This window comes from Aerococcus agrisoli (assembly GCF_003797145.1).
GTDB lineage: Bacteria > Bacillota > Bacilli > Lactobacillales > Aerococcaceae > Aerococcus > Aerococcus agrisoli.
Genome location: NZ_RKMG01000085.1, coordinates 1 through 784, shown reverse-complemented (window position 1 = coordinate 784; position 784 = coordinate 1). Strand labels below are relative to the sequence as shown.

Annotated in this window: 2 protein-coding genes; one reads left to right on the top strand and one right to left on the bottom strand. The window is 32.7% G+C overall.

From position 1 onward, the window contains the following. The first annotated feature begins 123 nt into the window (after positions 1 to 123). Positions 124 to 582: a DUF305 domain-containing protein gene (locus EF384_RS09595; RefSeq protein WP_048728481.1), complete on the top strand. Its 459-nt coding sequence runs from the start codon at positions 124 to 126 to the stop codon at positions 580 to 582. 13 nt (positions 583 to 595) lie between these two features. Here the strand turns inward: EF384_RS09595 and EF384_RS09885 are convergent. After that, positions 596 to 784 (bottom strand): hypothetical protein (locus tag EF384_RS09885; RefSeq protein WP_233570095.1); only part of this gene is annotated, 189 nt, incomplete at its 5' end.

The window sequence follows — 784 nt, the reverse complement described above, 5'->3', positions numbered from 1 at the left end:
GGAGCAGTTGTTCGTAATCATAAATGGTTTGTTGAAGAAGAATTAGCTCAATAATCACTAGTGGTACATTAAAATACCTACCAAACTTAAAGTTTAAGAAATACTAAAAAAGGACGGATACTTATGAATAAATACCTAAAATTTGCCCTCATGATTTTAACTTCAACAGTCATTATGTACTTTCTAATGTTTGTGAATGTCAATGAATTTGCGCACATTTACTTTAGTCAAACCCGTGTTTATATGGCTATTTTTATGGGTGCAGTCATGGCTATCATTATGATGGGTTTTATGTGGAAAATGTATGATAATAAAAAATTAAACGCCGTTATAATGGGGCTTTCAGTCTTACTCGTGCTGGGATCGTTTGGGCTTATTCAAAACCAAGTTGGCGTAGACGATACTGCTTGGATGAGAGCCATGATTCCACACCACTCTACCGCTATTATGACTAGTGAAAATGCCAATCTCACAGATCCACGAGTACAGCAATTAAGCGAAGAAATTATACAAGCACAAGAAGAAGAAATTGTTAAGATGGAACAATTAATTGAAGATATAGAAGAAAACGGAGAAGAATAAACATTCAATAAATTTAAAAAGTAAAAAGATCCCTATACACAAGAAGTCTATGATAACTTCCGTGTGTATAGGTTTTTTCTATTTTTCCGCTTTTTCTCAATTCTTGATTTCCTAAATACGATAAACAATTAAATTGCTCAATAGTGTTCATCATATTTAGAAAATATAATTTTAAAAATATGGAAGGTGCCGAAGCAACTGT